We start from the raw sequence: 5,044 nt of genomic DNA on the forward strand, positions 1-5,044 counted from the left end.
GTGACGAGGTCCAGCTGCTGCCAGACGAGTAACCCCACAGCCGTGCCCGCGCCCAGGACCAGCGCCGCTGCCGCGGCCGTCACCCCAACGCCGGTGAGGAACGACCGTAGGCTCGCGCCCGGACTGCCGAAGCCGACCGTCCGAGGGTGTGACAGGCGCAGGACGAACGGCACGGCCACGACGGTGACGAGGGCCGCAGCGATCAGCCGGGCGGCCATGCCACTGGCTCCGGTGGCGTCCGCCAGTACGGGTCCGAGGCCGTTGCCGATACCGAGCGCCACCGCCATGATCAGGCCGCCGGCCAACGCGCGGCCCATTGCCCCGACGGCCGTGGGCGCGGGAGCGGGTTGTCGTATGTGTAGCTCGGACATAGCGCTCCTGGTGACGGTAGGGCCGACTCCTATCGACAACCCCGTGTGCTTTCCAGGCTCGCCCGACCACCAGTCAGGGGCGTCGTGCGCGCGGACGACCCCCCTATACATCCTTCGGCGCAGTGGACGATAGGGGTCGACTGGTCGTTGGCCACCGGCTCCGGCTCCGGGAACGCCCAGAGGCTGAGTGCCCGCGTTCATGCGACTGCCGCTCCACCGCCTGGTCGGTCGACGGGGCAATGCGGCTCGGAGGATGGTCCACGCTCGCTGCTACGAGCGGCGCACCACCGTCATCGGTGCATTCTTCGATTTTGTCGACACGATCATTACCGTGCGTAGCCTGATCAGGCAGGCATGGACGACTTACCGCTGGGACGAACGCCCGAACCGCCGACCGTGACCGCACGCCTATCCGCGCGACCCGTTGGGTTCGACGGGCGGGACGCGATGCGCGGCGTGCTCCAGGTCGTCCCAGTCAGGAGACGGACCGGCAGGGAGCCCCGAGGGGCAGGGTACGACCGCGTCGGGCTCCAGCCACACCGTCTGCCACAGTCCGCAGTCGTCCATGCGGGTCGCCACAGCCCGCCCGCACGTCTCGCACGCCAGGTTGGGGCCCGTCCGGCCGTCCACACCTTGGCAGTAGCCCTCGCACTTCTCGGGGATCAGGGCCATGGACCGGGAGTCGCCGGGGGCGATGACGATCCTGTTCCGCGCGCCGAAGAAGACGGAGTACACCGGGGCGTACACGCCCTGCCGGGCAGCCGCGTCCTCTCCAACCTCCTCCCACAACCGCCAGGGGGTCCGGTGGGCCGTGGGTCGACGGCGTACGTGGGGGGGCTCCATCAGCGGACATCGTCGGTTTCGACAAGAGCGCCTTCGCCATCGACTAGGGTGCGTATCGAGTCGTGATCAATCTGCGGGATGTGCCTTCGTGGCACGGCTCGGTCCGATAGACAGTCTGACGTGACGCGAGTACAACTGACCGGCGCGGAGTGGGAATTCATCGAGCCGTACCTGCCGATCGGCAAGTACGGCCCGTACCCCGAGCGGCTGCGGCAGCAGTTCGAGGGTGTGATCTGGCGGTTCAAGACGGGCGGGCAGTGGCGGGAGATGCCGACGGAGTTCGGCGCCTGGTCGACCGTCCACAACCGCTTCCGGCAGTGGCGTGACGCCGGGGTCTTCGAGGCCCTGCTGGAGGGCCTGATCGCGGAGGCCGCGAAGCGCGGTGAGGTGGACCTGTCCCTGGTCAGCATCGACTCCACCACCGCCCGAGCCCACCACGACGCGGCCGGGATGCACCTCGACGAGGACGTCGTCACCGCTCTGGAGAAGGCCGCCGCCGAGGAGGAGAAGGCCAGGTCAAAGGGGGCAGCCCCGAAGGACAAAGCGGTCAAGATCCCGCAAGGGAAGAACGAAGGCTCATCCGGCGTCGGCACAGACTCCGACTGAAGGCCGCCCTCCTCGGACGCTCCAGGGACGGGCAGACCAGCAAGGTTCACCTCGCTGCCGACCGCAAGTGCCGCCCGCTGGCGTTCATCCTGACCGCGGGCCAGGCTGCGGACAGCCCGCAGTTCATCCCGGTCCTGAAGAAGGTGCGGGTGCGCGGGCCCGTCGGCCGTCCCCGCACCCGGCCTGACGCAGTCGCCGGGGACAAGGCGTACTCGTCGCGCGGCAACCGCGCCCACCTACGCAAACGTCGTATCAAGGCGGTCATTCCGGAGAAGAAGGACCAGGCCGCCAACCGAAAGAAGAAGGGTTCCAGAGGCGGCCGGCCCGTCAGCCACGACGCCGGCCTCTACAAGGAGCAGAACACCGTCGAACGCCTGATCAACAAGCTCAAGGCATGGCGAGGCATCGCCACCCGATACGACAAGATCCCCGACAGCTACCTCGCCGGCCTCCACCTGCGCGCCTCGATGATCTGGGTCAAAGACCTCACCCGGACCACTCTGTGATCACGACTCGATACGCGCCCTAAAAGGCACGCCAGGTCCGCTGCCCCGCCGGGAAGACCAGCGCGCACTGGAACCCGGTCAAACAGCACGGGACGGACGCGATCGTCATCACCTTCGGCGTCCTGACCTGCCGCCCCTGCCCCTTCCGCGAGCAGTGCACCAGCTCCGTCCTGGGCCGTCGCATGCTCACTCTGCGGCCGAGAGAACCCGAAGAAGCCCTCGCGAGGGCCCGGGCCGAGCAGAAGACAGAGACCTGGAAGACGAAGTACGCACTGCGCGCGGGAGTCGAGGGCACCATCAACCAGGCCCTCGATATCACCGGCATCCGCCGGGCCCGCTACCGTGGGCTCCCGAAGGTCCGTCTCCAACACGCCTTCTCCGCAACCGCCCTCAACGTCGTCAGACTCGACGCCTACTGGACCGGCCACGACCAGCACCGCCCCCGCAGCAGCCGCCTCGAACGCCTCGCCTACCGACTCACGGCCTGACTCGCGAATTGCGCAGCAGAGTCCGGTGCTCGCTCAAAACAGTGCTAGGCCCTCGCCGCTGGTGTCCGCGATGACTGGCCGGAACTGGGCAGGGAGGCCGTCCAAGCGGTCAGGACCGGCCGCGGCGGCCACGGCAGGGGCCGTCTCGGCCAACCAGAAACGAAACCGCTCGGCGGCTTCGCGGTAAGGGACTTGCGCCAGGACACGATGCTCGCCGGAGGGGCAGAAGTCGACGGCCACAGTGAGCAGGCAGGAACGGGGCGCGTTCTGACTGCCCGTCCAGGACACGCGCAGGACACCGCAGGGCTTGCGCCCGCGGGGCGCGCGGTGGGTCGGGCGCAGCGATCGGCAGGCTATGAGGGCGGTCCATGCGGCGAGGTGCGGCAGGGGCAGGGTGGTGCGTGCGCGGCAGCCGGGGCAGCGGTGCCAGTGGAGAAGCCAGTCGTCGGCGTCGGTGTGGAAGAGGCGTGTGTAGCGGTTCGCCACGCGGATGTCGTTGCTGTACAGGTGGTCGGGGCGTTCCTGTGTGTTGCAGGACTGGCAGACGGGGGCGCGGACGTAGCCGTGTTCGTGGCAGTGGTCGAGGACGGCAGCGGGCGCAGTGCGGCAGACGGCGCACGCCCACCCGGCCACCCTTCGGGAGGTACCGGGCTTCCTGCTGAGCACCGAGTACAGCTGGCCTTCCAGTTCTCCGTTGTACAGGCGCAGTGAGGCGGTGGGGCCCTCGGGGCTCGTCGTCCGCCGACCGTCGGCGTCTCGGGCCTGCCGGGGGTGGGAGGGCGGCTCGGTGACGGCTGCGCTTGCCTGGCGGGTCCGCGCGGCTTGCACCCACTGCGTTTCGGAGTGCTCGGCCGCGTCGAGCAGCCTGACCACAGCGCGCGGCAGCCACCACGTCCGCTGCGTCCCGTCGCGGGTCTGCTCCACGACTATCTGTCGCCAGTCGATCCCCGCCAGATGGTACGGCCGGGCGTCTTCACGTCGTGCTGCCCGCTCGGGGCCGCCCAGCTCCTGCAGTTCCCCCATGATGCGCTGGCGCCAACGCAGCGGCGTTTCCTCGTTGCACTCCTGCCTCAGCGCCCCACGAAACGGACCGATACGGACCAGGTCCTGCCGATCCATCCCAACCGCGTTCAATTCCGCGGCCGCCCGGCGCACCTCAACCTCCGGAACACTCCACTGACTGCCGCTCGCCCTCACCGTCGCCACCGCATGGCCGCCGAGCAGGACGTACCCCACCCGGGCATGGGCAGGAGAACAGGTGAATGCCCCAGAAGCCGTCGGCACAGCACTGTCGGCCGTCAAATCGACCCACAGAGCGTCCGCGGCACCCAGGGTGATCAGGCCGTCCGTGCGACCGGGCATGACACGCTCTGACATACCGACAGGCTAACGGCCTGCAACGCGGCAACGAGTCTCCACACGCCTCGGCCAGCCGGGCCGCCGCCCACGCCGCATCCGCCGCCGCGCAACCCCTTATTCCTAAGCATCTGGTTCGTCAGCACCTCCCGTGCCCGCAGCCTCACCACCAGAGCGTCAAGAATCGGGCAAGTCACCCTCGCACATCAGCGGTCCCCGAGCCCAGACGAATTGAGCAACAGCAGCTCAGCGCGGCTTCGCCGTGCGCCGGGGGCACAGTAAATGGGTCGTTGTGCGCCGTACGCGTCCCTTACCGCCCTGTCGCGAGATCGGTTGTGCCGGAGCAGTGGAACTGTTCGTTCTGGACGAGACCGACGACCGGTGACTTCGCGGGGGCGTCGCGGGCCGGGCTGATGGCCGCGCCGTACAACTTCTACGACACCGGTTCCGGCGCCGCCCAGGCCGACCACTTCATCCGTACAGCCAGGGCCGCCGGCTACGACGGCAAGCGGCCCGGACAGCTGCCGCCGGTGGTCGACCTGGAGAAGATCCGCGGCCGGTGCCCGTCCGGGGTGAACAACACCCAGGTCGCCGACTTCCTCACCAAAACCCGCCAGGCGTTCGGGGTGAACCCCATCGTCTACACCTCGAAGGACTTCGCCGACACCTGCCTGCGCGGCAACACCAGTGCCCTCGCCAACAGCCGACGCGGCTTATCTAGTGTTGTCAACTGAACTGCAGGCCAACACAAGGCAGCCCATTAAGGCAAGTTAGAGCTCGCGCGGATAGGGGTGAGGTCATGGTCGGCGGTTCGGCCGTTCGTCCCAGCGGTGAGTCGCCCATGCCCGCCGGATCAGGCTACGCACGGTGATGA

The 5,044-nt window shown here is 68.7% G+C and carries 3 protein-coding genes and 4 pseudogenes; 4 read left to right on the forward strand and 3 right to left on the reverse strand.

What is annotated here, in order from left to right; genetic code table 11:
• Nucleotides 1–371: pseudogene (locus ACWCQ6_RS35730) on the reverse strand (type II CAAX prenyl endopeptidase Rce1 family protein); the annotation flags it as partial.
• A gap of 262 nt (nucleotides 372–633) precedes the next feature.
• Here ACWCQ6_RS35730 and ACWCQ6_RS35735 point away from each other — a divergent pair.
• Nucleotides 634–771, forward strand: a pseudogene (locus tag ACWCQ6_RS35735) (IS5/IS1182 family transposase); the annotation flags it as partial.
• A gap of 8 nt (nucleotides 772–779) precedes the next feature.
• On the opposite strand, the gene ACWCQ6_RS35740 reads toward ACWCQ6_RS35735, so the two are convergent.
• Nucleotides 780–1,214: a hypothetical protein gene (locus tag ACWCQ6_RS35740; protein ID WP_451096464.1), complete on the reverse strand. Its 435-nt coding sequence runs from the start codon at nucleotides 1,212–1,214 to the stop codon at nucleotides 780–782.
• A 120-nt stretch (nucleotides 1,215–1,334) separates the two neighbouring features.
• Here ACWCQ6_RS35740 and ACWCQ6_RS35745 point away from each other — a divergent pair.
• Together ACWCQ6_RS35745 and ACWCQ6_RS35750 are read left to right on the forward strand one after the other, a co-directional pair.
• A pseudogene (locus ACWCQ6_RS35745) lies at nucleotides 1,335–2,326 on the forward strand (IS5 family transposase).
• A 53-nt stretch (nucleotides 2,327–2,379) separates the two neighbouring features.
• Nucleotides 2,380–2,814, forward strand: a pseudogene (locus tag ACWCQ6_RS35750) (transposase); the annotation flags it as partial.
• A 33-nt stretch (nucleotides 2,815–2,847) separates the two neighbouring features.
• On the opposite strand, the gene ACWCQ6_RS35755 reads toward ACWCQ6_RS35750, so the two are convergent.
• Complete coding sequence (locus ACWCQ6_RS35755; protein WP_451096466.1) at nucleotides 2,848–4,191, reverse strand: endonuclease domain-containing protein; 1,344 nt, start codon at nucleotides 4,189–4,191, stop codon at nucleotides 2,848–2,850.
• Between the two features lie 314 nt (nucleotides 4,192–4,505).
• Here ACWCQ6_RS35755 and ACWCQ6_RS35760 point away from each other — a divergent pair, with 314 nt between their 5' ends.
• Nucleotides 4,506–4,904 carry a GH25 family lysozyme gene (locus tag ACWCQ6_RS35760; RefSeq protein WP_451096468.1) on the forward strand — a complete coding sequence of 133 codons (399 nt, stop codon included), beginning with the start codon at nucleotides 4,506–4,508 and terminating at the stop codon, nucleotides 4,902–4,904.
• Nucleotides 4,905–5,044 lie beyond the last annotated feature (140 nt).

The organism is Streptomyces sp. NPDC001880, from assembly GCF_053594575.1.